Source organism: Luteococcus sp. H101, assembly GCF_038433155.1.
In the GTDB taxonomy this organism is placed as follows: domain Bacteria; phylum Actinomycetota; class Actinomycetes; order Propionibacteriales; family Propionibacteriaceae; genus Luteococcus.
This window is the reverse complement of record NZ_JBCDMW010000011.1, coordinates 82640-103027: the sequence shown is the minus strand read 5'-3', so window position 1 is coordinate 103027 and position 20388 is coordinate 82640. Positions and strand designations below refer to the sequence as shown.

38 protein-coding genes are annotated in these 20388 nt (G+C 65.9%); all 38 read left to right on the top strand.

Going from position 1 to position 20388, the window contains the following annotated elements; genetic code table 11:
* The first annotated feature begins 8 nt into the window (after positions 1-8).
* The 38 genes from AAEX60_RS04060 (at position 9) to AAEX60_RS03875 (ending at position 20381) form a co-directional block, all read left to right on the top strand.
* Positions 9-869, top strand: a complete 861-nt coding sequence (locus tag AAEX60_RS04060; protein ID WP_342101394.1) for a PD-(D/E)XK nuclease-like domain-containing protein — start codon at positions 9-11, stop codon at positions 867-869.
* Entirely contained in the window at positions 866-1678 is an 813-nt protein-coding gene (locus AAEX60_RS04055) for a hypothetical protein (protein ID WP_342101393.1), read from the top strand. The genes AAEX60_RS04060 and AAEX60_RS04055 overlap by 4 nt, the downstream gene beginning before the upstream one ends.
* Before the next feature lie 216 nt (positions 1679-1894).
* The gene (locus AAEX60_RS04050; protein WP_342101392.1) at positions 1895-2236 is read left to right on the top strand and encodes a hypothetical protein; all 342 of its coding nucleotides are present in this window, start codon (positions 1895-1897) and stop codon (positions 2234-2236) included.
* Positions 2233-3813, top strand: coding sequence for a DNA cytosine methyltransferase (locus AAEX60_RS04045; protein WP_342101391.1), 1581 nt, complete (start codon positions 2233-2235; stop codon positions 3811-3813). Before AAEX60_RS04050 ends, AAEX60_RS04045 begins: the two co-directional genes overlap by 4 nt.
* A gap of 104 nt (positions 3814-3917) precedes the next feature.
* Positions 3918-4193, top strand: a complete 276-nt coding sequence (locus tag AAEX60_RS04040; RefSeq protein WP_342101390.1) for a hypothetical protein — start codon at positions 3918-3920, stop codon at positions 4191-4193.
* A 34-nt stretch (positions 4194-4227) separates the two neighbouring features.
* Complete coding sequence (locus tag AAEX60_RS04035) at positions 4228-4488, top strand: hypothetical protein (protein ID WP_342101389.1); 261 nt, start codon at positions 4228-4230, stop codon at positions 4486-4488.
* Positions 4488-4817, top strand: a complete 330-nt coding sequence (locus AAEX60_RS04030) for a WhiB family transcriptional regulator (protein ID WP_342101387.1) — start codon at positions 4488-4490, stop codon at positions 4815-4817. Before AAEX60_RS04035 ends, AAEX60_RS04030 begins: the two co-directional genes overlap by 1 nt.
* Positions 4814-5242 (top strand): hypothetical protein, encoded by a 429-nt coding sequence (locus AAEX60_RS04025; protein WP_342101385.1) that lies wholly within the window; start codon positions 4814-4816, stop codon positions 5240-5242. The genes AAEX60_RS04030 and AAEX60_RS04025 overlap by 4 nt, the downstream gene beginning before the upstream one ends.
* The gene (locus AAEX60_RS04020; RefSeq protein WP_342101384.1) at positions 5239-5442 is read left to right on the top strand and encodes a hypothetical protein; all 204 of its coding nucleotides are present in this window, start codon (positions 5239-5241) and stop codon (positions 5440-5442) included. The genes AAEX60_RS04025 and AAEX60_RS04020 overlap by 4 nt, the downstream gene beginning before the upstream one ends.
* Entirely contained in the window at positions 5423-6298 is an 876-nt protein-coding gene (locus tag AAEX60_RS04015; RefSeq protein WP_342101382.1) for a hypothetical protein, read from the top strand. The genes AAEX60_RS04020 and AAEX60_RS04015 overlap by 20 nt, the downstream gene beginning before the upstream one ends.
* Positions 6295-6747: a hypothetical protein gene (locus tag AAEX60_RS04010; RefSeq protein ID WP_342101380.1), complete on the top strand. Its 453-nt coding sequence runs from the start codon at positions 6295-6297 to the stop codon at positions 6745-6747. Before AAEX60_RS04015 ends, AAEX60_RS04010 begins: the two co-directional genes overlap by 4 nt.
* A 201-nt stretch (positions 6748-6948) precedes the next feature.
* Positions 6949-7356 (top strand): hypothetical protein, encoded by a 408-nt coding sequence (locus AAEX60_RS04005; RefSeq protein WP_342101378.1) that lies wholly within the window; start codon positions 6949-6951, stop codon positions 7354-7356.
* 77 nt (positions 7357-7433) lie between these two features.
* A complete protein-coding gene (locus AAEX60_RS04000; RefSeq protein ID WP_342101376.1) occupies positions 7434-7718 on the top strand; it encodes a hypothetical protein in 285 nt (94 codons plus the stop codon).
* Positions 7719-7732: 14 nt separating this feature from the next.
* On the top strand, positions 7733-8080 hold the full coding sequence (locus AAEX60_RS03995; protein WP_342101375.1) for a hypothetical protein: 348 nt from the start codon (positions 7733-7735) through the stop codon (positions 8078-8080).
* A 2-nt stretch (positions 8081-8082) separates the two neighbouring features.
* A complete protein-coding gene (locus AAEX60_RS03990) occupies positions 8083-8643 on the top strand; it encodes a hypothetical protein (protein WP_342101373.1) in 561 nt (186 codons plus the stop codon).
* Complete coding sequence (locus tag AAEX60_RS03985) at positions 8640-8813, top strand: hypothetical protein (protein ID WP_342101372.1); 174 nt, start codon at positions 8640-8642, stop codon at positions 8811-8813. Before AAEX60_RS03990 ends, AAEX60_RS03985 begins: the two co-directional genes overlap by 4 nt.
* Complete coding sequence (locus AAEX60_RS03980; protein ID WP_342101371.1) at positions 8810-9145, top strand: hypothetical protein; 336 nt, start codon at positions 8810-8812, stop codon at positions 9143-9145. The genes AAEX60_RS03985 and AAEX60_RS03980 overlap by 4 nt, the downstream gene beginning before the upstream one ends.
* Entirely contained in the window at positions 9142-9363 is a 222-nt protein-coding gene (locus tag AAEX60_RS03975; protein WP_342101370.1) for a hypothetical protein, read from the top strand. The genes AAEX60_RS03980 and AAEX60_RS03975 overlap by 4 nt, the downstream gene beginning before the upstream one ends.
* Positions 9356-9736, top strand: coding sequence for a hypothetical protein (locus tag AAEX60_RS03970; protein ID WP_342101369.1), 381 nt, complete (start codon positions 9356-9358; stop codon positions 9734-9736). Before AAEX60_RS03975 ends, AAEX60_RS03970 begins: the two co-directional genes overlap by 8 nt.
* Positions 9733-9939 carry a hypothetical protein gene (locus AAEX60_RS03965; RefSeq protein WP_342101368.1) on the top strand — a complete coding sequence of 69 codons (207 nt, stop codon included), beginning with the start codon at positions 9733-9735 and terminating at the stop codon, positions 9937-9939. The genes AAEX60_RS03970 and AAEX60_RS03965 overlap by 4 nt, the downstream gene beginning before the upstream one ends.
* A 205-nt stretch (positions 9940-10144) precedes the next feature.
* Entirely contained in the window at positions 10145-10351 is a 207-nt protein-coding gene (locus tag AAEX60_RS03960) for a hypothetical protein (RefSeq protein WP_342101367.1), read from the top strand.
* The gene (locus AAEX60_RS03955) at positions 10348-10569 is read left to right on the top strand and encodes a hypothetical protein (RefSeq protein WP_342101366.1); all 222 of its coding nucleotides are present in this window, start codon (positions 10348-10350) and stop codon (positions 10567-10569) included. Before AAEX60_RS03960 ends, AAEX60_RS03955 begins: the two co-directional genes overlap by 4 nt.
* Positions 10570-10669: 100 nt before the next feature.
* Positions 10670-10951 (top strand): hypothetical protein, encoded by a 282-nt coding sequence (locus tag AAEX60_RS03950; RefSeq protein ID WP_342101365.1) that lies wholly within the window; start codon positions 10670-10672, stop codon positions 10949-10951.
* A complete protein-coding gene (locus tag AAEX60_RS03945) occupies positions 10944-11900 on the top strand; it encodes a hypothetical protein (protein WP_342101364.1) in 957 nt (318 codons plus the stop codon). Before AAEX60_RS03950 ends, AAEX60_RS03945 begins: the two co-directional genes overlap by 8 nt.
* Positions 11897-12250, top strand: a complete 354-nt coding sequence (locus tag AAEX60_RS03940) for a hypothetical protein (protein ID WP_342101363.1) — start codon at positions 11897-11899, stop codon at positions 12248-12250. Before AAEX60_RS03945 ends, AAEX60_RS03940 begins: the two co-directional genes overlap by 4 nt.
* 360 nt (positions 12251-12610) lie before the next feature.
* Positions 12611-12952, top strand: coding sequence for a hypothetical protein (locus AAEX60_RS03935; protein WP_342101362.1), 342 nt, complete (start codon positions 12611-12613; stop codon positions 12950-12952).
* Between the two features lie 73 nt (positions 12953-13025).
* Positions 13026-13322, top strand: a complete 297-nt coding sequence (locus AAEX60_RS03930) for a helix-turn-helix domain-containing protein (protein WP_342101360.1) — start codon at positions 13026-13028, stop codon at positions 13320-13322.
* Positions 13322-13459, top strand: a complete 138-nt coding sequence (locus AAEX60_RS03925; RefSeq protein ID WP_342101359.1) for a hypothetical protein — start codon at positions 13322-13324, stop codon at positions 13457-13459. Before AAEX60_RS03930 ends, AAEX60_RS03925 begins: the two co-directional genes overlap by 1 nt.
* A 13-nt stretch (positions 13460-13472) precedes the next feature.
* A complete protein-coding gene (locus tag AAEX60_RS03920; RefSeq protein ID WP_342101358.1) occupies positions 13473-13676 on the top strand; it encodes a hypothetical protein in 204 nt (67 codons plus the stop codon).
* Positions 13666-13884 (top strand): hypothetical protein, encoded by a 219-nt coding sequence (locus AAEX60_RS03915; RefSeq protein ID WP_342101357.1) that lies wholly within the window; start codon positions 13666-13668, stop codon positions 13882-13884. The genes AAEX60_RS03920 and AAEX60_RS03915 overlap by 11 nt, the downstream gene beginning before the upstream one ends.
* A complete protein-coding gene (locus AAEX60_RS03910) occupies positions 13881-14039 on the top strand; it encodes a hypothetical protein (RefSeq protein WP_342101356.1) in 159 nt (52 codons plus the stop codon). The genes AAEX60_RS03915 and AAEX60_RS03910 overlap by 4 nt, the downstream gene beginning before the upstream one ends.
* Positions 14040-14615: 576 nt before the next feature.
* A complete protein-coding gene (locus AAEX60_RS03905) occupies positions 14616-15038 on the top strand; it encodes a hypothetical protein (RefSeq protein WP_342101355.1) in 423 nt (140 codons plus the stop codon).
* 34 nt (positions 15039-15072) lie between these two features.
* On the top strand, positions 15073-16137 hold the full coding sequence (locus AAEX60_RS03900; RefSeq protein ID WP_342101354.1) for a terminase: 1065 nt from the start codon (positions 15073-15075) through the stop codon (positions 16135-16137).
* Positions 16103-16717 carry a terminase gene (locus AAEX60_RS03895; protein ID WP_342101353.1) on the top strand — a complete coding sequence of 205 codons (615 nt, stop codon included), beginning with the start codon at positions 16103-16105 and terminating at the stop codon, positions 16715-16717. The genes AAEX60_RS03900 and AAEX60_RS03895 overlap by 35 nt, the downstream gene beginning before the upstream one ends.
* A gap of 17 nt (positions 16718-16734) precedes the next feature.
* Positions 16735-18177 carry a hypothetical protein gene (locus tag AAEX60_RS03890; protein ID WP_342101352.1) on the top strand — a complete coding sequence of 481 codons (1443 nt, stop codon included), beginning with the start codon at positions 16735-16737 and terminating at the stop codon, positions 18175-18177.
* Positions 18152-19198, top strand: coding sequence for a hypothetical protein (locus AAEX60_RS03885; protein WP_342101351.1), 1047 nt, complete (start codon positions 18152-18154; stop codon positions 19196-19198). The genes AAEX60_RS03890 and AAEX60_RS03885 overlap by 26 nt, the downstream gene beginning before the upstream one ends.
* Positions 19199-19208: 10 nt before the next feature.
* Complete coding sequence (locus tag AAEX60_RS03880; RefSeq protein WP_342101350.1) at positions 19209-19937, top strand: hypothetical protein; 729 nt, start codon at positions 19209-19211, stop codon at positions 19935-19937.
* A gap of 75 nt (positions 19938-20012) precedes the next feature.
* Positions 20013-20381 (top strand): head decoration protein, encoded by a 369-nt coding sequence (locus tag AAEX60_RS03875; protein WP_342101349.1) that lies wholly within the window; start codon positions 20013-20015, stop codon positions 20379-20381.
* Positions 20382-20388: the final 7 nt, after the last annotated feature.

Below are 20388 nucleotides of genomic sequence, written 5' to 3'. Positions count from 1 at the left end.
AGATACCCATGGATACTCCCACGGGAGTGATGGACGCCATGCCGGATGCCGAGTACCACTCGCATCCGGCACTCTCATCCACTGGGGCACGGCAACTAATGCCCCCAAACTGCCCCGCCAAGTACCGCCACTGGATCGACCATCCCAAGCCACCCACTGACGCGATGAAGCGCGGAACCGCGGCGCACCGCATCATCCTGGGCGCGGGGCAGCAGATCGACGTGCATGACGTGCGCGACTGGAAGACGAAGGCCGCGCGTGAGCTGCGGGACGAGTCTGAGGCTGCCGGGCATATCGCGCTCACCACCGCCGAGTATGCGGAGTTCGTGGCGATGCGCGACGTGCTGCACTCCCATCCGACCATCGGTCGCCTTTTCGATGCCGACCGCGGGAAGCCTGAGCAGTCGCTGTTCTGGACCGACTCGCGCTATGGCGTGCCGTGTCGGGCACGGATCGACTGGATGCCGAACCGCGCCGAGGGGAAGCGTCTCGTGGTCGTGGACTACAAGACGTCCAAGTCCGCGGAGCCGTCCGAGTTTGCCCGGTCCGCCGCCACGTTCGGCTATGCCCAGCAGGCCGATTTCTACATGCGCGGGTTGAAGGCACTGGGGATTGAGAAGGATCCGGCGTTCGTGTTCGTCACACAGGAGACCGAGGCCCCCTATCTGGTGTCGATCACGCAGATCACCCCAGACGACATGAGCCTCGCGCATCACCTGAACGACCGAGCCCTGTGGCTCTTCAAGCAGTGCCGCGAATCGGGCGTCTGGCCCGGCTACCCGGAGCAGGTCGTCACCATCGGCCTGCCCGCGTGGTGGCGGATCAACGCCGAAACCATCATCGACCAAGAAGACGAGGAAGATCAGTGACTCAGCAGAGTTTGGAGCAGATCAGCCAGCCGCAGGACGTTTCCCGGGCGACGCAGATCGAGCAGGCGTCCCGCACCGCCGAGGTGCTGGCCCGGGTGAAGGTGGCCCAGTCGTGCCAGCGGTCGATTCCGCAGGCCGTCGCGGAGATGCGCGAATCATGCGGAACGCTGGCCGTCGCTCAGGGCGCCTTCTTCGCCTATCCGCAGGGTGGGCAGACGGTCCACGGCAACAGCATCCGGCTCGCGGAAGAACTCGCCAGGGTGTTCGGGAACATCGACTACGGCCTGTCCGAGCTGAGGCGCGATGACGAGCTGGGGGAGTCGGAGATGACCGTCTGGGCGTGGGACATGCAGTCCAATTCGCGGGTGACGAGGACGTTCATCGTCAAGCACGCCCGCGACACGAGGCAGGGCCGGAAGAAGATCACCGATCTTCGGGACATCGCCAACAGCAACAACAACGCCGCCAGCCGGCAGATGCGTGAGTGCATCTTCAAGGTGTTGCCGCGCTGGTTCGTGGAGCAGGCAGCCGAAACATGCCGGGAGACGCTGCAGCGCGGCGACGGGAAGCCGCTGGCTGAGCGAGTCTCTGAGCTGGTGGCCGCGTTCGGCCGCGGCGGGGTGTCCGTGAAGCAGCTCGAAACCCACCAGGGCCGGGAGATTGCGGCGTGGACGGAGCGTGACGTTGCCGATTTGGGGGTGGTGTTCCAGTCCCTCGCAGCGAAGGAGATTCGCCGGGACGAGGTGTTCCCGCCCGAAACGGTGTCGGTGGATGAGCTGACTGGCGAGGTTCAGGAGCCGCCGCAGTGACCGTTCTGCCGACCGTGCTTGTTGGTGCGGCCGTGGCGATGGTCGCCGTTGCCCTGTTCTTGTGCGCGTGGCTGATCGCCACGATGCACGACTAGGCGGGGGTCTAGAGCGGGGGAGTGCGGGCGCGGATGGCGCTCGCGGGACCCCACACCAAGGGTCGGGCCGCACGAGGGGCAGCCCGACCCCTTCACGCCCAACTGGATAGAGGAAACCGTCATGCCCAGAATGACCCACGAGCAGGATGCCGCGATGCGAGCGGCCACCGAGCTGATCTACGCCGAGCGCTACCGCCAGCACGCCGAGCACGGAGAGCAGAATCTGCCGCTGGCCAGATATTTTCGAGATTGGCACGAGTTGGAGGCTAGTGGCTGGCGCGCAGCAAACGAGACCTTGGAGCGCTTGAACCTCCACAGCTTCTTCAGCCTCTCCATGGAGGAGGTCAACGAAGCCTGCGCCGAGGTTGACCTCGACCGCCAAATCGAGGAGTGGACCCAGTTCGCAGCCGTCGCACACCAGGGCCTTGAGTGCCTGTTGCGACGCAAGGCGGTGGCGGAATGAGCCTCACTCTCACTGACATCTTCGCGGGGGCGGGCGGGAGCTCCACCGGGGCAGCATCCATCCCCGGCGTGGACGTCGCCATTGCAGCCAATCACTGGCAGCTCGCTGTGGACGTCCACCAGGACAACCACCAGAGCACGAACCACGCCTGCGTGGATCTGCACATGGAGGATCCTCGCAACTTCCCCCGCACCGACATTCTGTGGGCTAGCCCCGAGTGCACGAAGTGGAGCATCGCCAATCAGAAGGCCAAGGCCTTGTCTGTCGAGATGGGCGGTGACCCGACCCTGTTCGACGACGTGCCCGTCGAGCTGGAGTCCGGCGAAGAGGACGAGATCACCCGGAGCCGCCTGCTGATGTTCGACGTGCTCCGCTTCATCGAACACCACCACTACCGCGCCGTCATCGTGGAGAACGTCGTGGACATCGCCACCCAGACGAAGTACTCCGCGGCATGGACGGCATGGCGCAAGGGACTGGCCCGACTGGGCTACGACTTCCGCGTCGTGAGCCTCAACAGCATGCACGCGCAGTTGGGTGGCCTGCCCGCTCCCCAGTCCCGCGACCGGCTGTACATCGTCGCGTGGCCCACTGGCGAGCGAGCACCAGACATCGACCGGGCGCTGTCCCCGGCCGCGTGGTGCGGTCGCTGCGACCGCGAGGTGCGAGCCCAGCAGGCATGGAAGCAGGGCCGCGAGGTGGGCCGCTACCGCGCCCAGTACGTCTACGCCTGCCCGATCTGTGGGCACCAGGTGGAGCCGGGCTGGCTCCCGGCTGCTGCCGCGATTGACTGGAGCCTCCCAGCCGAGCGAATCGGAGACCGCAGGCGACCGCTGTCCGAGAAGACCATGGCGCGGATCCGCGAGGGCCTGCGCCGCTACGGAGTGGCTGACCCGCACCTGACGCAGTTCAGGGAGCGGACACGCACCATTGACCCGCGACGGGATGTACTGCCGACCGTCGTGGCTGACGGCGCGAATCACGGCCTCGTGACACCCCGCGGTGTCGTGCTCGACTCGATCCGGTCGGCCCCGATCATCAGCTCCACCGACGAGCCGCTGCGCACCCAGACAACCGCCTACACCCGCGGCCTGCTGATCCCCGTCGAGGGGCGCAACGGCAAGCAGGCCATGAGCACCGGCGACCCGCTGCGGACGCAGACCTGCCGCAACGAAACCGGCCTGCTGGTGCCCTACTACAGCGCCAGCGAGACGGCCAAGCCCACCTCGCAGCCAGTCGGGACGCTGACCTGCGTGGACCGCTACGCGCTGGTCACGCTCCGCAACCACGGCGAGGCTCGCCAACTCACGGGGTCGATGACCACCGTCACCGCCTCCGGCAATCACCACGGCCTGCTGGACGTGAGCGAGGAGGACGTGCTCGCCTGCCGCTTCCGCATGCTGGAGCCACATGAAATCGCCCTGGGCATGAGCTTCCCGGGTGACTACCGCTGGCAGGGCACAAAGCGGGAGCGCGTGCGTCTGGCTGGCAATGCCGTCACACCTCCCGCGGCGCGTGACCTGGTGATGGTCGTGGCCGAGTCGATCACGGGCGAGCTGATCGAGGTGGCGGAATGACCCCCTCCTGCATCTGCACCCACCCGCACGCCGACCACCAGCAGACCCCAGCGGGTCCAGCCGAGTGTGACCTGTGCGACTGTCAGGAATTCGCTCGCAACTCCATGGATGGCAGCTATGAGGTGTTCGGCTGCATAGTGCTCGACACCGCCAACCTGCACAGCGATCAGCTGGCAATCACCATCGTCGGACCACCTGAACCTAAGGGCATGTCCATCGACGGTGCACGACAGCTCGTCTCAGACCTCCAGCGCGTCATCGCCCGCGCCGAGGAGCTGGACGAACCGCTGTTCCCGCGCCAGACCTGCCCGCACTGCCGCACCGAGCATCCCGGCCAGCAGAGCGGACTCGAAGACCTGGCCCAACCCCTGCCGCTCTGACCAGCGGCCCGACAACTCAAGAGAGGACATGCCCATGGCTCCCATCCGTGGCACCTGCCCCGAGTGCGGGCACTGGACCAGTGACATCCGCCGCTGCCGCCACAGCAAGGCCCGCCGTCAAGCCCTGGCCGAGGACGCCATGTGGCTGCACGAGCGGGGCGAGTCGTGGCCAGCCATCGCCGCCCGGTTCGGGCTCACCGTTACCGCCCTTGAAGCCCGCGTGAGGCGACAGGGCATCGACACCACACCGAGCGGCCTGTGTGCCGCCGTCAACCACGAACGAAGGACTGCCTGATGGCCATGCAAGCACGGCGCGGACTGCTCGCGCTGATCCCCCATGACCGCCCTGGACTTACCAGCGAAGACCCGCTGCGCGATATGGAGATCCCATGCCACAGCGACCCCGAGGGGTGGTTCCCGAACTCATCCGACACCGATGTCAAGGAGACGGCGCGCTCCATGTGCCGCTACCGCTGCCCAGCTCGCCTCGCCTGCCTCAAGGCCGCGCTGGACCTGCAACCGCCGCACAGCATCTGGGGCGGCATCTACATGACCGGCCACTGGTACCGCGACGAGGCCAAGATCCGCCGCGCTATCGAATACCTCGAAGGAGGCAAGGCATGAGCAAGATTGGTGACGCATACCTCGTGGAGCTACTTGCCCGCGCCGTGGCTCGTGGTGGCGCACGCACGCCGGACGAGGTGGTCAAGATCGCCGCCAAGTGCGGCATCCAAGCGCCTCGCGCCAAGCGGGTGGCCGTGGATGCCGGCTGGCCGTCGCTGGAGGCCCTGCACGCATCCGCCGAACGCGCTGGGCGACTGGCGAGCGGCTGGGATCCCGACGCGCGACCTGGCCAGAGCAAGCCGACGCCCGCCAAGGATGACCGCGTGCCCGTCGAGGTCGCCACCCTCTACCTCGACCACCCATCGGCTGACGTGCGGGCGCAGGTGCGGGTCATCGCCGACGACTACCGCAAGCTGGAGCGCCTGGTGGGCGAGTCGATGGTCAAGCCGGAGCCACACCCGGACGCAGGGCGGAGTGACGCATGACCGCCGCCATCCCCGCCAAGTCCGCCGCCGAGTCGGACCAGCGCGACCTCCTCGCCGTCATCCACGCGAGCATCCCGTCCGGCGTCGCATTCACCTCCGAGCACCCCGCGATCCGCGAGTGGATCGACGCACGACAGCTCACCGGCACCAACCGCGAGCACGAACCAGGAGGCGGAGGCGTTGGCCTGGTTCAAGATTGACGACACCCTGGCCTTCAACGCGAAGGTACTTCAGGCGGGAAACGAGGCAGTCGGGCTATGGGTTCGAGCTGGTTCCTGGTGCGCCTCACAGTTGTCGGATGGGGTGATCCCGAAGCCCGTAGTTGCAGCCATGGCCATGGGCGAAGCAAACGCTGAAGCAATTGCTTCGCGTTTGCTTCAAGCAGGCCTATGGAACGAGAGCGATGACGGCTCCTCGTACGTCTTCCACGACTGGTCCGAGTATCAGCCATCCGCCGCTGAAGTGCGAAGCAAACGCGCCGAAGTGTCCCGCAAACGCGCCGAGGCAGGTCGAAGGGGCGGCGTCAAGTCAGGTCTGACTAGGCGTAATGCCGAAGATTCGCGGGGAAGCAAAACCGAAGCAAACAGTGAAGCAAACGGTGAAGCAAAACCGAAGCAAAACGAAGCCCCGTCCCGTCCCGTCCCGTCCCGTCCTACTAAAGAACAGGAGACTACGTCTCCTGTGGGGCGCACAGCGTCCGCTGAGGCCCTCGAACGCGGAAAACGGGGCACGCGGTTGCCACCCGATTTCGTCCCATCCGAGAAGGTCCGCGACATGATCCGCGGCGAGCATCCGCATGTGGACCTCGCCTACGAGCACCGAAAGTTCGTGGACCACTGGACCGCCACCCCCGGCCAGAAGGGCGTGAAGCTCGACTGGGATGCGACCTGGCGCAACTGGATGCGCCGAGCTGGCGAGCGAAACCCACCCCGTCAGCGCCAGCAATCCCAGCCGACCCCCAATCGCCTACAGCGGCAGATTGCCGCAGCAGGCATCACCCCGCCGGGCATGAATCCGGCGCCACCCCTCGACATCATCAGAGGAGAACTCACGTGAACCCACAGGAAGCCGCTGCGGTCCTGACTAAGGCCGTCGCCTACACCGGGCAGTGGACCGACGACAACGCGCCACGAGCCTGGGCCGAAGCGCTCGCAACGGTCCGCCTCGAGGACGCCCTGCAGGCCGTCGCCAACTTGGGTGTGCGGCCCATCGCCTACCCGAAGACGGTCCCGCCGATCTTGCCGGCGAACATCATTGACGAGGTTAAGCGGATCCGCGCCAAGCGCGTGGAGTCCTTCGACGCCTCGATGATCGACATGCCGCCCGGCCTGACGGTCCGCGAATACCAGGACCGGATCAACCGGGCGCGGGAGCTCATGGCCGATGGTCGCCAGCTTTCGCAGATCGAGGCGGTCCCGTTCGCGCCCGAGCGCGGGTCGATGCGCGAGGCGATCCGTGGCCTGATCGCTGCCGCCCACCCGAGGGCGGTGCGCGATGTGGCGTGACCCGAGGCGGAACCGCTGGCAGCAGCGGGTCAACCGGCAGGCGAAGCGGGCAGCCGAGCGGGACGTCTACCTGGCCCGGTTGGAGCGTGATAACCGGCCACACTGGTCGGCCACGCTGATGGCGACATTCGGCAGTGGGGCGGGCTACTGCGACCGTGGCCCGTGCTGCCTGCAGCGAGGCCACAGCGGGCCGTGCCTCCGGTGACCGCGATCACGTGGGAGATCCCCGCCGCCCAGGTGCTCACGCTCAACCGGCTCCCCCGCGACCGGCACGCGCTCGACGCCCGCAAGAAGCAGATCCGGGCCTTGGCTGACCGGCAGTTGCCTGCGATCCCCGAGCCCTGCTTCGAGACGGTCGCCGCCCACTGGACGATCCGATACGGCAAGGGCACGACGCCGAAAGCGGATCCGGTCAACGTGGCTCCGACGACCAAGATCCTGCTCGACTCCTGTGTCGCCGCCGGAATCCTGACCGACGACTCGCCCCAGTTCGTCGCCTATGAGCTGTTCGCTCGCGGCCCAAACCTCGACGTGCGCGGCCTGTACTGGGTCACGCTCAGTCTGACGCCAACGCCGAAACATCCCATTCCTGCCGTTTTACCCGCTTAATCCACGAAGAAACGCGACCGAACATGCCCGGTCGCGTACTCGTCAACCCTAGAGACCTGAAAGGTCGAGAAATCATGATGCGAAGCGAGCAAGAGACCACCATCACCTACGCAGCCGATGACGAGCTGGTCAAGGCCTTCACCTGCCTCCCGCGTGACTTGCGCAAGTTCAAGCGCGACAAGCGGTGGGCGCAGATCGCTGGCGGCACCTACAAGGACGGCACCGAATGGGGTGAGTTCACCTGTCCCTCGGATGGCTTCAACCCGGTGCGAGCGGCCAAGTCGTCGCGGCCCATGACTGACGAGCAGCGGGCGGCCTCGGCGGCTCGGCTCGCTGCCGCCCGCGAGGCGGTGGCGTCGTGACCCGCCCAGGGCCCATGGCCGACATCACCGCCGACGGGATCCTCGACCAGCTCAACAAGACCAACGACGAGTTCAACGACGCCTACGGCAAGTCTCTGAGATTGATCGACTATGACGACTACATCGACTCCCACGCCACCGCCATTCAGGTCTGGGGCAACTCCACCCAGACGGTGCTGGAGAAGTACGCCGACGACAAGCTGACTACCAACCTGTGCGACGACCACACCTGGGACTTCATCGCGCTGATCGACGGCGAGCCGGTGAAGTTCACCTACTACCCGGAGGACGGGCGGCGCTGGCAGGACACCTACTGGGTCGCTGAGCCCATCGAGAACGATGACGAAGACAAGGAGAGCTGACAATGATCACCAACCCGACCCCCATTCCCGAGCCCACCCCCCCGACCGCCGTCCCCGACGAGGTGGTGGAGGCAGCATGGCAGGATCTGGACGCCGAACTCACGCCGTACTGCTTCGAGCAGAGCCCGAGGGAGGTTCTCCGCGCCGCGCTCGCCTCCGCAGAAGCCAAGCGCGCTGAGCTGGAGGCCGACAAGCCCGAGCCCGGCCCGTGGCTGACCGGCGACGAGCTGGAGGCGATCATGCCCACGCTCAAGGCTGGCGACGTGGTGGAGGTGGAGCGCAAGGGCCGCACGGCAACCGGCAAGTTGCATTCAACGAGCGGGGGCGGTCTGGCCCTGTGGAGCCTCTACGTCCGCCTGAGCGGAGGCGAAGTCGGCACCTGTGTCGACGCCCTGCGGATCATCGAGCGCGCACCCAAGCCCGAGCCCGAGCGCGCCTTCGACCAGGTGGTGGAGGCGGCGGTGCATGAGTGGCGGCAGACCACCGGGTCTGACCACGAGGCCATGCGCGCTGCTCTTGCCGCCGCTGACGCCAAGCGCGCCGAACTGGAGGGGCGGGCATGAGCACCCGAGAGTTTGAGGTCGTCTACATCGGCACCGTGCGTGAGGTGTACTACGTCGAGGCCGAGTCCGAGGAGGAGGCGCGCCGGATTTGGAGTGATGTCGAGCCGCTTTCTTCTCACGTCATGGAAGGCGACGTGGAGTCCGTGCGAGACCTGGAGGGGGAGGCATGAGCACCGAGTTGCCGGACTTCAATGCCCACCCCGCGTGGCTGAACTACAACGACGAATCCTACGCCGACTGGTCGCTCCCTGACACAATCAGCCCCGAGGGGCTTGGCCCATGGACGCCGCTGGATACCGCCGAGGAGTGGGTCAAGCGCATCGACCGCGACAAGCTGGCCGAGCGACTACACAAGATCTTCTGCGGCAGTGAGCTGGAAGATGCCGGGGAGCTGAGTGGGCTGGGTGACCTAGCTGTGCGTGCCTATCTACGACAGGCTCAGCAGTGGGCTGGGGCCGTGCTCGCTGCCCTGCCCGAGCTGATGGGTGGTGGCGAGCGATGACCGCCTTCAAGGGTGCTGTCACCCTCCAGTGCAACCGTTGCCCCCGGGTGCTCGTCACGAACTGCACCACCGTTCCCGGGGCGCGCAAGTCGGCCACCAAGTACGGGTGGCGCGTGGCAATGCTGGCTGGCGGGATGCACCCAACCAAGGCCAGCGCGGACCCGAAGGCGCATGACCTGCGTCCGCGGTGCGCGAAGGGCGGTGGGTCCGATGAGTGACGCCGCGACCCGTGCGCGGGGGATCCACGCCTATCACGCGCTTGCAGACGAGGTTAACCGACTGCGGGCTGCGCTCCACCTCCGTGACACCACCCAGAAGCCACCCGAGGCAGCCATGTGGCACTGGTCGCTCATTAGCAACAGCGACTACGCCAAGGTCTGCGCCGAGAACGCTCGCCTGCGAGCGCTCACCACCGTGGATGAGGTGATGGTCGAGCGGGCAGCGAAGGTCCTGAGCGACGAGGGTGCTGACAGCGAGGGCGGTTGGCACTCATGGCGCTGCTTCGACGGGGCTCGCTACCCAGAACCCTGCACCTGCACCCAGGAAGCTGCACGACTAGCCCTCGAGGCAGCGCTGGGGGTGGAGTTGTGAGCACCATCGCAATCGCCGCCGTCCTCGTCGGCGTCACCCTGGCTTACCTCGCGCTCATGGCCGCGCTCGTCGGCCGCAGCAGCCATGACCCCGCCCTGTGCCCCGAGTGCGGGCGCATGGGCAGGCCACTGCCCGATGACGAGACCGTGCGCCACTGCCCGCGGTGTCCGTCCGTCTGGATCCAGCGAAAGGACCGAGCATGAGCACCCGACGAATCCCCCGCTATCCCGATGGTCGAATCCGGTGGCTGATGAATCATCCCGTCTGGCGTGTCGTGTGTGACTCAAATGGGATCTGGCACGCAATCAGCCCAACCCTTTCAGCGGGCCAGCACCTCGACGGGCACTTCCGCTCATGGTCCGAGGCGTACGCCCACGCCCACCGCATGTCACGACAGGGGGTCACGCTGTGACCGAGCCAATCCCCGAGCCCATCCTCGACGCAGTGCGCGAGGCGATGGCCGCCTTCCGCGAGGGGGCCGCAGCCCAAGAGGAGTATCGACGGGCATTCAGCCTGCTGGCTGACCGAAAAGCCGAGGAGCGCGAGCGGGCCGCGCACCTGGCCATCCACGCATCCATGTCCCGACTTCGACGCACCATCAGGGAGAACTCATGATCACCATCAAACCGTGGCCCTCCGTGCGGATCGCCAGCGCCAGCACCACGTGGACCGTGCTCGCCTATGACGCCGACGATGTGGTGATGCAGAGTCGCCATGGCATCACCAGCGAAGACACGGCAGCCGCCGAGGCCGAGGAAATGACGGCGCGCCCCGGCGTGGTGAAGGTCTCCATTCACGAGGTGACTACCCACCAGCTGGCGGACCGCGCATGAGCACCGTCGCCCCTGACCGCTGCCCAGAGTGCGGCGACCCCATCGCAGGCAAGCCGCTGATGAAGCGCTGTGCCACCAGCCACAAGTCCAGGGAGGGCGCATGAACCATCTGCCAACGCTCCAGCTCGCCGCGGCCTGCGAGGCCTGCGCCGCGCTCGGGTATCTGCTGCTCGTCCTCATTGGCAACCGGAAGCCGCGCACCACGGGGTCGCTCCTGTGGGCCATGGTCCTGTCGGCCATCACGGCGTGGGCACTGTGGGGCGACCATCACACGGTGATGCTCGTGCTCGCGTGGTGGTTCGTCGGATGGACGGGCTTCTTGCTCGTCCTGCTGGTGTTCGTGGGCGCTACCCATGCCCGCATCGGAGGTCCGCGTGAGTGACCGCTGCGAGTACTCGGACCTCCCGACCGAGACGTGCGCGCATTGCACCGGCGCAACCGAGCCCCGCTATGGCGACCAAGCCTTGGCGGGGCTCGCTGGCTCGCCGGACCTGCGCAAGGGTCGCCCGGTGGGTCGGGAGCTGGACTCGGGGCGGTTGTTCGCGCCGGCCGATGTGACCATGCCGGGCTGGGGTCAGCCGTGCGCCAAGTGCGGGGCGATGGCTGGGGATGCTTTCATCTGTCCGCGATGCGTGGAGCAACTGGAGGTGGATTGCGCCAACGCGCCAATGCTGCTGGATCAGCTGGAGGTGACCGTCACGCGGTTGGACAGGGTCTATCGTCCAGCTCCACCACCGGATGCCGAGGCTAGTGAGCCGATGCCGTACAGCGTGGCCGCGTCCGCTGCCCGCGATGAGCTGCGATGGGCATTGGTCACGGGCGCTCAGGCCGTGCTCGTGCGACTAGGCAAGCAGTGGGTGGGCGACGACTCGCCCGCTGCCGTGGCCGACTGGCTGGGTCGCAACTCTGCGTCGGTGGCGCTGCACCCCGAGGGTGACCAGATCGCGCACCAGGTGCAGGCCGCGATGCGCAAGGCCCTGCGAGCCATCGACACGATGCCAGAGCGCGTGCTGGCTGGCCCATGCCCGACGTGCGGGTCCAGGCTGATGGCCTTCAGGGGCTCGCCCACGGTCTGGTGCGACACCTGCGCCAAGCGACACCAAGTGGCCGACGTGCGCGCCGGGATGATGGCCCGCTTCGAGGGTGAGCTGTACACTATCTCGGGGCTGGTCACCATCGCTCGCACCATGGGCTACACCGTGCGCAAGAAGGTCGTCGAGGACATGGCTCGACGTGGCCGCATCGCACCGTCCGGAGTCTCGTCGGATGGCTGGAGGACCTATCAAGCGACGGACCTGCTGACGGTCCTCGAAGAACGGGAGACATCATGAGGAGCAGCCAGGGCATTGCCCAGTCGCCAAACGGGTACGAACGACGCGCAGCCCGCCGCCGCAAGCAGCTACAAGACGAGCGCAAAGCCCGCCGCGCCCGCGAAGAAGCCGCACGGAGTCATGCCGTCGTCATGACGACCACCCCAGCCATCAACGGCACCCAGTGGCAATGGCACTGCAATGACTGTCACATCGGCGGTTATGGAAACGATTGCACCGCCGAAGAAGTATCCGCCGCTGCTGCACTTCACCGCCTACGCCACGGAGGGCACAGCGACAAGGGTGCTCAAATGGCGCTGAATCAAGCACTGAAACCACTGGCAGACGAATGGCGGTCACTTCTGTCGTAACGCCGAAGATGCCCGTGGACATCTTCGACTAGACATTCGGCATGCATGCGGGTACCCTGCATGTAGGTTGGTCGCCAGACCAACTAGAGACTTCGAGAGGAGGCCCGTCGCACTTCGGTGCGGCGGGCCTTTTCTCGTTGAGCCACAACTGAATAGCGGCAGCGGGTGTTGGCTGGGGAGCTTGCATGAACCCGCCCGCACGGCCGACGCCCACCCCGAGCGGATCGGGGCCACAGACCCGGTGGTCAGCAGGTTCGAGCGACACACAACAAACACCGCCGACGCAGGCGCGACGCGATGGGGATCGCGAGTGTGCGAAGCGCTCCCTGCTGACCACCGGCTACACACGGGAGGCGCGGCATGGCGAAGCTGCCCACCTGTAAACTCACCCCACTGCCCAGCACCATCACCCTCGCCATCGGAGGCGAAGCCGAAAGGCTCGGACTCGAAACGCCACCCGACCGCATCGACGGACGCACCATCCAAGGTGAGCACGGCAACCTCTGCCTCTGGCTCAACGTCGGAGTCACGGCCGCGCCTTGGCCCATCGTCGCCGGAGTCATTGCACACGAAGCCGTACACCTCGTGGACTACGCCTTCGAGTACGTAGGCGAGGAGCATCGCACCGACGAGATCCGCTCCTACTATGTCGAGCACATCACCACATGGGCCGCTACCGAGGTAGAGAAGCGGCGTGACTGACTATCGCCCGACAACCTGGTGCGAGCCAGGGCTGTGCGGATGGTGCGACACATACCGACCGACAGGAGGCGCGATGGCCGACCGCAGGCGCATGACAGTAGCCAACCTCAAGGATCTGGATGTCCCCACCGCCGACCTGCTCGACTATGGAACCGAGCGCTCCCGGTTGGGCCATCTCGTTGAGCAGCTCGTTGCCATCCGTGAGGAGCGGCACATGAGCCAGCGCGATGTTGCCCAGATCATCGGTTGCAGCAATAGCACTGTTTCGAGGTTCGAGAGCGAGCGAGGGTTTGCGTCCGGCGCGTGGATGATCCCCTCCTATGCCTATGCGGTCAGGGCGTGGCTCACCCTGAAAGCGAAGGCTGAATGATGGGCAAGCGCAAGGCGCTGAGGCGCAAGCTGCTCAAGCGCATCCGGCAGATCGAGAAGCAGCTCGACCCGAGCTACGCGACGCACGAGGCTGAGGCAATCGCCCACCTCGCACGTGCGCGGCGAGACCTGAAGTGAGAGGATGTCCGCCATGACCATGACGCCCATTGAGGACGTGATCGCCGCCGCCGAGCGACAGGCTGAGATCGACTGGGACCTGGAGCACCGAGCACCCCAGCCGTGCGAGCACCAGAGCGTCATCGAAGAGCGCATGATGCTCGGTCCAGTGAGGTGCTTCTGTGCCTACTGCGGAAAGGTGATGCCGAAGCTGCTGGAGGCGATCAATGACCGGTGAGGGCATGAAGAACGCGTGCCTTTCAGGCAGGGATGTTCTCTGGTCGACATCGGAAGATCCCTTTGCGGAATGTGAACTGATCGGCGAGCTGGAGGAGTTTAGCGAAGGGCTCCGGTTCACCCCTCGTGACGGGCTGTCTCTCACCGCCGCGCAGCTTCGGGAGGTTGCTGACATTCTCAACCGCGCGAACAAGGGGGTGAGAGCATGACCGTCGCTGAGCTGATCGCCAAGCTGCAGGACATGCCGCAGGATGCCGAGGTGCTCATCGAGTACGAGGACGGCTACATGAACGAGGTGTATGACACGGAAGTCCTCGACGTCAAGCAAGCAGGCGTAGCTGTGCACATCACTGCGAGGATCTGACACGAGGGGGGTGGGTCGTGGCACTCAACATCTGCGCCGAGCCCGGATGCCCAACGCTCCTACCCAAAGCCGGACGATGCCCCAAGCATCGCAAACAGTCGCCCACCTATACCGAGCGCGACCATGCCGAGCGCATGAGACGCAAAGCCGCCGTCGATGCGTGGAGGGCTGAGCATGGCAACTGGTGCCCAGGCGACGAAGCCCACAATCAACACCCATCCAACGACCTCACCGCCGAACACACCACACCAGTGGAATACGGCGGCATTAACTCCAGGCTGACAATCCTCTGCCGAAGCGCGAACAGCGCCCGCCGATACCGACTCAGGTGAGACACATGGGGGGGGTGACCCCCGCCCAGGGGGGGCGCTCCACCAGCGCCGGTGAGGGCCTTCCGATGTGCGGAGGGTTCAAAGAACTCTAGGACTGGTACTAGACAAGGCGAATGAGGTGATCACCATGGCTCGAGGTGGCGCCCGCAATCGATCTGGACCCCCGCCAGACCCGAACTCCGAGAGGTCCGAGCGCCGCGGCTACAGCCTCACAGCGCTCCCGTCGCATGGCTATGACGGTCCAGTGCCTGAGTGGCCCCTGAATCGCCGCATCGTGCAGACGCCGCAGGCTGTTGACGGCAAGACGGCAATGATCTACGACGAACACGAGACTGAGCAGGCGAACGAGCGAGAACTTGAGGTCTGGGCTTGGGCTTGGTCCACCCCGCAGGCCTGCGCCTGGTCGATGCCGTCCGAGTCATGGCGCCTACTGACCATCGCCATGTGGGTTCGGATCTACGTGATCTGCGAATCGAGCTGGGCTACGTCCGCAGATAAGTCGAGCCTCCATAGGTTTGCCGATCAAATCGGCATGACTCCTGCTGGTCTCCGTGAGAACGGCTGGAAGATCGTCCATGACGAGCTGGCCGACAAGGCGGCCGAGAAGGAGCAGTCCACCGCATCGCCGGTGGTTGCCCAGAGGAGGATGCGGGCGGTCCCGTCCTGAGGTGGTGGGGTGAATGCGCTCGTCTTCTGTCGGCTTGATCGACTTTCCCACGCTCGGCGACCTTGCTGATGCGTGGATCACCCGGCACTGCCTAATCCCCGATGGCTTCAAGCGCCGCCAGGCTTTCGTCCAGTATGACTGGCAATTCTGGTGCACCGCGAACCACCTGCAGGTTCGCGATGATGCCGAGTTCGACCCCGAAGACCCGCCACTGAATCAGGCGTTCGTCTATCGCCGGACCGACGTGGTGGCCGCCCAGAAGGTCGGCAAGGGTCCGTGGGCTGCGTGCCTGCTGGCGCTCATGGCCGCTGGACCCAGTGAGTTTGCAGGATGGGCCGAGGAGGGTGACGCCTATCGGTGCGCAGATCATGGCTGTCCGTGCGGTTGGGTCTACCCCTACCTGCCCGGTGAGCCGATGGGTATGCGTCACCCTTCGCCGCTGATCCAAGCCCTGGCGACATCGCAAGAGCAGGTGGCGAACATTTGGCGCCCACTGTCGGCCATGATTCGCTTTGGCGGCTCGCGACTCGGTAAGCTGCTGGCCCCCCGCGAGGAGTTTATTCGCATCCGTAATGGTGGCGAGGATGAAGACCTCGAGATGGACCGCATTGACGCCGTGACGAGCTCGGCGCAATCCCGTCTGGGTAACCCGATCTCGGGCTATGTGCAGGATGAGACCGGCACGCACACTGAGCGCAACGGCATGGCTGACGTAGACCGCAAGCAGCGCCAGGGCGCGGCCGGCATGAACGGGCGCGGCTTCACTACGACGAACTGCTGGGATCCCACCCAGCAGAGCGTTGCCCAGAAGGACTACGAGGCCGACGATCCGGACGTCTTTACCTTCTACGCTCCGCCGCCCAAGGATCTCGACTTCCATGACGATGTCGACCGCCGCAAGATCCTCGAGTTCAACTACTCAGGGAGCCCGCACGTCAAGGTCGACTCCATCGAGGCTGAGGCCGTCGCCATGATCAAGCGTGGCGATGGCGCGGCCGCCGAGCGGTTCTTCGGGAACCGCATCGTGGAGGTCAAGGACGCATGGATCAGCTCGGAGGTATGGGATGGCAGCTACGCGGGAATGGCTGCCGAATCCTGAGCCGGGAACGTCCATCTGCCTCGGCCTGGACGGCTCGGAGGTCAGCGACTACACGGCCATCAAGGCCGAGACTTCGGGCGGGCTACTGTTCACTCCGCGGTGGATGGGTCGCCCGACAATCTGGAACCCCGCCGACTATGGCGGTCGGATGCCTCGCCATGAGGTGGACGCCGCAGTGGACTGGCTGTTCGACGCCTACGACGTGCAGCGCATGTACTGCGACCCGCCCTACTGGGAAACCGAAGTGGATCAGTGGGCACTTCGCCATGGCGAGGATCGGGTGATTCGGTGGCCCACCTATCGAGCACAGCAGATGCACGCCTCACTGGAGCGCTTCGTGATCGACCTCGGATCCGGCCGCATCAAGCATGACGGCTGCCCGATCACTACCGAGCATGTGCGAAACGCTCGGATGCTCTACCGCAGGGATGGGCGCTACGTGCTGGGGAAGCCGGATGTTGCCCGCAAGATCGACGCGGCCGTTACCAGCGTGCTGGCCCATGAGGCCGCCGCGGACTCGCGTGCCTCCGGATGGGGCAGCGAGGAAGAACTGCCACCGCTCATGTTCGGAATCCGCTAGTCACGCCAGGAGGTGCGATGCCAACCGTCATCCAGTGGGTGCGCCACCTCGAGTCGCAGATTGCCGCGCAGGCCGCCTACGCGAATCCGTGGGAGACGCGCTATCAGAACAGGTACGTGATCCCCTTCGTACAGCGGGAATACCGAGAGGTCTACGGCTCATCCAAGGTGGACGCCCTGATGGCGATTCGCCCGCCCCGCACTGGCACGGCCGCCGTGGTCGTGGATGCCCTGGCGGAGCGCATGAGCGTTATTGGCGCCACCGACGACGGCGGCGGAAGTGCCGCCGAGCTCGTGGAGCGCGCTTGGGCTGAGAATGACCTTGATGTGATGCACGGAGAGTTGCACCGCGAGGCCATGATCAAGGCCCGCAGCTTCGTGCAGGTATCGCGTTCTACTGATGGTCGCGCCATCGTCGGAATCGACTCTGCCGAGCAGGTGGCCGTGCACCGCATGTCGGCGCCACCCTACGACGTCGACGCCGCGCTCAAGATCGCCGTGGACGAGTGGACGGGCCAGCGGATGGCCCGCCTGTGGCTGCCCGGCCGCAACATTGACCTGGCGTACGAGGCCAGCAAGTACCCGAGCCTTGAGGGTACCGGGGAGTGGTCGCGCTGGCGCATCGTCAAGGACGAGCCGTCCGGCCTGCCGTGGGTGCCGGTCTGGGAGGCGCAGTCCCAGCCCCGTTTGCTGGCTCAGCCGACGTCGGTCATCGAGTCGATTGACACGATGGTGGACATCGTGGACCTGATCGAGGCCCTGATGGTCTTCGCCGGGCACTTCGGCGCCGTCCCGATTCGCTGGGCGACTGGCCTCGAGGTGCCGCGTGACCCGAAGGACAAGACCAAGGTCTTGCTGGACGCAAAGGGCAAGCCCCTGATCGGCTTCGATGCCCGCGCCGACAAACTATGGGTGAGCACGAGCGACAAGACACAGTTCGGTCAGTTCACTCCGGCCACGCTCGATGGCTTCACCTCGTGGGCCGAGCACGCTTCAGCGCGGATCCGCGAGCGGACTGGCGTCGCATCCACCTATCTGTCACTGGACCTCAAGAGCCATATGTCGGCCGAGCTGCTGAAGACGGACGAGGCGCCGATGGTGCGCCGCGTGAACCGCATGGCCAAGAGTGGATCGTTCGGTCAGGTGTGGCGCCGTGTGATGCAGACGATCCTCGCGATTGAGGATCCGGCCATGGCTGGCAAGGTCCACGTCAAGCCCCGGTGGGAGTCGCCCGCGACTCGCATTGAGACGCAGGACGCCGACACCTTCTCGAAGCTGGCACCTCACCTCGGGGCGTCCGTCGTCGCGCAGAAGGTGCTCGGATGGTCCCCGATTGAGGCTGAAACCGGCATTCGTGAGGCGGCCGACATTGCAGCCGCCAAGGCTGGCGCCGACGCGCAAGCCGTGGTGGCAGGCATGAAGCCGCTGATGGCGAGTGGTCTGGATGCTGAGGTCAGCTGAGGCGCTGTACAACGCGCAGCAGGCTCGTTACGCGAAGTTGGCGATCCTGCTGGCGCGAGAGTGGCGGAACTTCGGGGGAGACTTCGACTCATCATGGGCCGAGGTTGGCCCGCGAATCATGGCCCTTGTCTCCGCTGCCCAGACTGGTGCCGCCTATGATGGCGCGCTGTCCATGCATCGCCAGCTAGTCGAGGGCGGAGCGGCGATTGAGCCTTCCGCGGTCATCATCCCTGGGGCGTGGGCTGGTTGGTCTGACGAGGGTCTGCCCATCGACCGCCTGCTGTACAACTCGGTGGTGCAGATGCGCACCACCGATGCGGGGTCGCTGGACGAGAGGTTGAAGATTGGTTTCCAGCGCTTGGTGGTGCTGAGTCGCGAGCAGGTCGGCAATGCCGGCCGCTCTGCATCTCAGGTCGCTATCGCTGCTCGTCCTGGTGCTGGGTATACGCGCATGGTCAACCCGCCATGCTGCAAGGACTGCGCTTTGCAGGCCGGCCGATTCTTCCGGTGGAACGCTGGCTTTCAGCGCCATCCGGGCTGCGACTGCGTGCATGTCGCGGTAGCTGGCGGGAGTGTTCCGCGGGGACATGCGGACGACGTGCCGACGTCACAGATCCATGACCTGACAGACGGCGAACGATTGGCGCTCGAATCCGGCGCTGACCTGTCTCAGGTCGTCAACTCCCAGCGCGGACCAAGCAAGGCGGGCCGCTGGACAACCGAGTCGACCACACGCCGCGGGATGCACCACGGCAAGGGCCGGCGAATGACCCCAGACGCCATCTTGGCGCAGGCCAAAAGCCAAGACGATGCCGTGCGACTGCTCACCGAGAACGGCTACATGGAGGGCCTCGGGCGCGGCAAGGACTTCGAGGGCTATGGCCAGTACGGGCGCGGCGGCACCCGCGTGGGTGCCCGTCATGCCGTCGAGCAAGCCCGCATCACCGGAGTTCGTGATCCGGGATCGATCTACACCATGACCGCCGCCGAGCTTCGGCGGAACAAGACCATCACCACATGAAGGAGACGCGATGTCCACCAATCTCACCCGTGACCAGATCAAGGCCGCATACCTCGCCGGGGCGCTGAGCCCCGTCGAGCTGATCGAGCTGAACCGCCAGATCTTTGGCGACGCGCAGATGAACGCCGATCCGGTTGACGGAGGCGATCTGACCGAGAAGCCCGAAGGTGTGACCGACGATGAGTGGTCCGCGCTGGGGGATCCCGGCAAGCGTGCCATCGTCCGTGAGCGTGAGCGCGCCGCCAAGGCCGAGCGCGAGCTGCAGGCCCTCCGTTCGCAGGCCAACCCGAAGCCCGCGCCGCCGAAGCAGCAGGCCCCCGAGCCGCAGGCGAAGGAGTCCGCCGCGGATCAGCCGGACATCGCGGCCCTGGTGCAGCAGGCGGTTGCTGACGCCATCGCTCCCATGCAACAGGAGCGCGCCAGCCGCGAGCTCCGAGATGCGGTCACCAGCGCAGCGGGCGATCTGCTGCACGATCCGAGCGATGCCCTGGCGCAGATTCCCGCCGAACAGCTCACCGACAGCGACGGGCGGCCCGACGCTGCCCGCATCAAGTCGGCGCTGGAGGGGCTGGTCAAGACCAAGCCGTATCTGGCGAAGCAGGCCGACACGCGCCGTTTCGCGACTCCCGGCGGTTTCGTCGGGGGTGGCACGGCCAAGCAGGCCAACGAGTCCGAGGTCATCAAGGCCTCTCTCGCCAAGATGGTCGCCGCTACTGGCGCCAAGGTCGCCCTGCAGTAACACCCAAGAACCGGTGCCCGGCGCGATGCAGAGCACCTGCACCAAAACCCATCGAGTCTCTAGGAGGAGACAAGCATGAGCAACTTCGCGCCTGAGCGCACCAACTACACCAGTGGCGACCGCCGCTGGGCACGCAACTTCCTCGCACTGGACACCAATGGCGTCACGCTGGATGGCGCCAAGTTCACCGCCGGCCAGACCATCCCGTCCGGCACTCACATCGGTCGCATCACCGCGACCAAGTTGTATGCCAAGTACGACCCCGCCGCCACGGACGGCACCGAGAAGTCGGTTGGCCTGCTGGTCAACGACTGGGTGGCAGCTCCGGGTAAGCACCTGGTGGCCGTCGCTTCCGGCGGTGGCCCTGTGGATCGCCGCTACCTGCCCGCAGGTCACGATGCGGCCGCTGAGGCTGACCTGACCGCCATCAACTTCATCAACTGATCGGAGC

What these genes read in the sequence shown, in the direction of transcription:
- AAEX60_RS03930 (WP_342101360.1), top strand. Translation starts at nt 13,026, where the DNA reads ATGGCCGACCGCAGGCGCATGACAGTAGCCAACCTCAAGGATCTGGAT.
- AAEX60_RS03920 (WP_342101358.1), top strand. Translation starts at nt 13,473, where the DNA reads ATGACCATGACGCCCATTGAGGACGTGATCGCCGCCGCCGAGCGACAG.
- AAEX60_RS03955 (WP_342101366.1), top strand. Translation starts at nt 10,348, where the DNA reads ATGATCACCATCAAACCGTGGCCCTCCGTGCGGATCGCCAGCGCCAGC.
- AAEX60_RS03970 (WP_342101369.1), top strand. Translation starts at nt 9,356, where the DNA reads ATGAGTGACGCCGCGACCCGTGCGCGGGGGATCCACGCCTATCACGCG.
- AAEX60_RS03910 (WP_342101356.1), top strand. Translation starts at nt 13,881, where the DNA reads ATGACCGTCGCTGAGCTGATCGCCAAGCTGCAGGACATGCCGCAGGAT.
- AAEX60_RS04045 (WP_342101391.1), top strand. Translation starts at nt 2,233, where the DNA reads ATGAGCCTCACTCTCACTGACATCTTCGCGGGGGCGGGCGGGAGCTCC.
- AAEX60_RS03950 (WP_342101365.1), top strand. Translation starts at nt 10,670, where the DNA reads ATGAACCATCTGCCAACGCTCCAGCTCGCCGCGGCCTGCGAGGCCTGC.
- AAEX60_RS03880 (WP_342101350.1), top strand. Translation starts at nt 19,209, where the DNA reads ATGTCCACCAATCTCACCCGTGACCAGATCAAGGCCGCATACCTCGCC.
- AAEX60_RS03925 (WP_342101359.1), top strand. Translation starts at nt 13,322, where the DNA reads ATGGGCAAGCGCAAGGCGCTGAGGCGCAAGCTGCTCAAGCGCATCCGG.
- AAEX60_RS03940 (WP_342101363.1), top strand. Translation starts at nt 11,897, where the DNA reads ATGAGGAGCAGCCAGGGCATTGCCCAGTCGCCAAACGGGTACGAACGA.
- AAEX60_RS03990 (WP_342101373.1), top strand. Translation starts at nt 8,083, where the DNA reads ATGATCACCAACCCGACCCCCATTCCCGAGCCCACCCCCCCGACCGCC.
- AAEX60_RS04030 (WP_342101387.1), top strand. Translation starts at nt 4,488, where the DNA reads ATGGCCATGCAAGCACGGCGCGGACTGCTCGCGCTGATCCCCCATGAC.
- AAEX60_RS04060 (WP_342101394.1), top strand. Translation starts at nt 9, where the DNA reads ATGGATACTCCCACGGGAGTGATGGACGCCATGCCGGATGCCGAGTAC.
- AAEX60_RS03875 (WP_342101349.1), top strand. Translation starts at nt 20,013, where the DNA reads ATGAGCAACTTCGCGCCTGAGCGCACCAACTACACCAGTGGCGACCGC.
- AAEX60_RS04020 (WP_342101384.1), top strand. Translation starts at nt 5,239, where the DNA reads ATGACCGCCGCCATCCCCGCCAAGTCCGCCGCCGAGTCGGACCAGCGC.
- AAEX60_RS03980 (WP_342101371.1), top strand. Translation starts at nt 8,810, where the DNA reads ATGAGCACCGAGTTGCCGGACTTCAATGCCCACCCCGCGTGGCTGAAC.
- AAEX60_RS03895 (WP_342101353.1), top strand. Translation starts at nt 16,103, where the DNA reads ATGGCAGCTACGCGGGAATGGCTGCCGAATCCTGAGCCGGGAACGTCC.
- AAEX60_RS03975 (WP_342101370.1), top strand. Translation starts at nt 9,142, where the DNA reads ATGACCGCCTTCAAGGGTGCTGTCACCCTCCAGTGCAACCGTTGCCCC.
- AAEX60_RS04040 (WP_342101390.1), top strand. Translation starts at nt 3,918, where the DNA reads ATGGATGGCAGCTATGAGGTGTTCGGCTGCATAGTGCTCGACACCGCC.
- AAEX60_RS04000 (WP_342101376.1), top strand. Translation starts at nt 7,434, where the DNA reads ATGCGAAGCGAGCAAGAGACCACCATCACCTACGCAGCCGATGACGAG.
- AAEX60_RS04035 (WP_342101389.1), top strand. Translation starts at nt 4,228, where the DNA reads ATGGCTCCCATCCGTGGCACCTGCCCCGAGTGCGGGCACTGGACCAGT.
- AAEX60_RS04050 (WP_342101392.1), top strand. Translation starts at nt 1,895, where the DNA reads ATGCCCAGAATGACCCACGAGCAGGATGCCGCGATGCGAGCGGCCACC.
- AAEX60_RS04025 (WP_342101385.1), top strand. Translation starts at nt 4,814, where the DNA reads ATGAGCAAGATTGGTGACGCATACCTCGTGGAGCTACTTGCCCGCGCC.
- AAEX60_RS03915 (WP_342101357.1), top strand. Translation starts at nt 13,666, where the DNA reads ATGACCGGTGAGGGCATGAAGAACGCGTGCCTTTCAGGCAGGGATGTT.
- AAEX60_RS03935 (WP_342101362.1), top strand. Translation starts at nt 12,611, where the DNA reads ATGGCGAAGCTGCCCACCTGTAAACTCACCCCACTGCCCAGCACCATC.
- AAEX60_RS03890 (WP_342101352.1), top strand. Translation starts at nt 16,735, where the DNA reads ATGCCAACCGTCATCCAGTGGGTGCGCCACCTCGAGTCGCAGATTGCC.
- AAEX60_RS03995 (WP_342101375.1), top strand. Translation starts at nt 7,733, where the DNA reads ATGGCCGACATCACCGCCGACGGGATCCTCGACCAGCTCAACAAGACC.
- AAEX60_RS03985 (WP_342101372.1), top strand. Translation starts at nt 8,640, where the DNA reads ATGAGCACCCGAGAGTTTGAGGTCGTCTACATCGGCACCGTGCGTGAG.